Raw genomic sequence first — 1,453 nt, 5'->3', positions numbered from 1 at the left:
CCCCCTGTGCGTCCCACCACCGCCCCGGAGCGCCGCATCGGCGTCGCGGGCATCGTCTTCGTCGTGATCGCCGCGTCGGCTCCGCTGACCGTCGCCGCGGGCGGCGTCCCGCAGTCCCTCGGCGTCACCGGCATCCTCGGGATTCCCCTGCTCTATCTCCTGATCGCCGTCGTCCTCGGCCTGTTCAGCGCGGGGTACGCGGCGATGAGCAGGCACATCACGGGCGCCGGTGCCTTCTACGCGTACACGGCGCAGGGCCTCGGCCGCACGCCGGGGGTGGGCGCCGCGTTCGTGGCGCTGCTCTCCTACAACGCCATGCAGATCGGCATCGCGGGCCTGTTCGGGGCGACCACCGCGGAGTTCGTCGAGGCCCGGACGGGGGTGGAGATCCCCTGGTGGGCCCTGGTGTTCGCGTGCACGGCGGTCGTCGGGGCGCTCGGCTACCGCAGGATCGACGTGGGCGTACGCGTCCTCGCCGTGCTGCTGGTCCTGGAGTTCGGCACCGTCCTCGTCTTCGACGTCGCCCAGTTCGGCCACGCCCCCGAGGGCGTCTCGGCCGCGCCCCTCACCTGGGCCGCCGCCACGAACGGCGCCCTCGGCGTCGCCCTGTGCTGTGTGTTCGCCGCGTACATGGGCTTCGAGTCGGGGGCGCTCTACAGCGAGGAGTGCCGCGATCCGCGCCGCACCGTGGCCCGGGCGACGTACATCGCCGTCGCGCTCATCGGCGTCTTCTACGCGGCCACGGCCTGGGCGATGGTGAGCGGGGCGGGGACCGGCCGGGCGACGCGGGTCGCGGCCGAGCAGGGGCCGCGGATGATGTTCACCCTCAGCGACGCCAGCCTCGGCACGGCCTTCTCCGACGCCGCGCAGCTCTTCCTCATCACCAGCCTGCTCGCGGCGCTGCTCTCCTTCCACAACGCCGTGGCCAGGTACGCGCGTTTCCTCGGCCGGGAAGGCGTGCTGCCGCGCGGACTCGGCGTACTGCACCCCCGGCACACCTCCCCGCACCGCGGCTCGCTCCTCCAGACCGGGGTCACCGCCGCCGTCATCGGCGTCTTCGCCCTGGCCGGGCGCGATCCGGTGGCGGACGTCTTCACCTGGCTGACCAACCTCGGCGCGCTCGGCGTGATCCTGCTCCTGTTCGCCACGTCGGCGTCGGTCGTCGGCTATTTCGTCCGCCGCCCCGAGCTGTCCGAGCCGCGCTGGCACCGGCAGATCGCGCCGCTCCTGTCGGGCGCCGCGCTCGCCGTCGTCTTCTGGCTCGCGCTCACCAACTTCAGCGTCCAGCTCGGGGTCTCGCCGCACAATCCGCTGCGCTGGGTCCTGCCCTCGCTCATCCTGCTCGCCGCGGGCACCGGGATGGCGTGGGGGCTGTGGCTGCGCGCGGCGCGCCCGGAGACGTACGCGGGGATCGGCTCGGCGGCCGGGGGGTGAGCCGATCCCCGCGTACGTC

The 1,453-nt window shown here is 73.8% G+C and carries 1 protein-coding gene; it reads left to right on the top strand.

Annotation, left to right across the window (positions count from 1 at the left end; translation table 11 throughout):
- On the top strand, positions 1-1,434 hold a 1,434-nt coding region (locus tag AB8Z36_RS40010), incomplete at its 5' end, for an APC family permease (RefSeq protein ID WP_369218270.1).
- Positions 1,435-1,453 lie beyond the last annotated feature (19 nt).

The sequence above is a fragment of the Streptomyces flavofungini genome (assembly GCF_041028215.1).
Classification (GTDB): Bacteria; Actinomycetota; Actinomycetes; order Streptomycetales; family Streptomycetaceae; genus Streptomyces; species Streptomyces flavofungini_B.
This window is presented reverse-complemented; position numbering and strand designations above follow the sequence as displayed.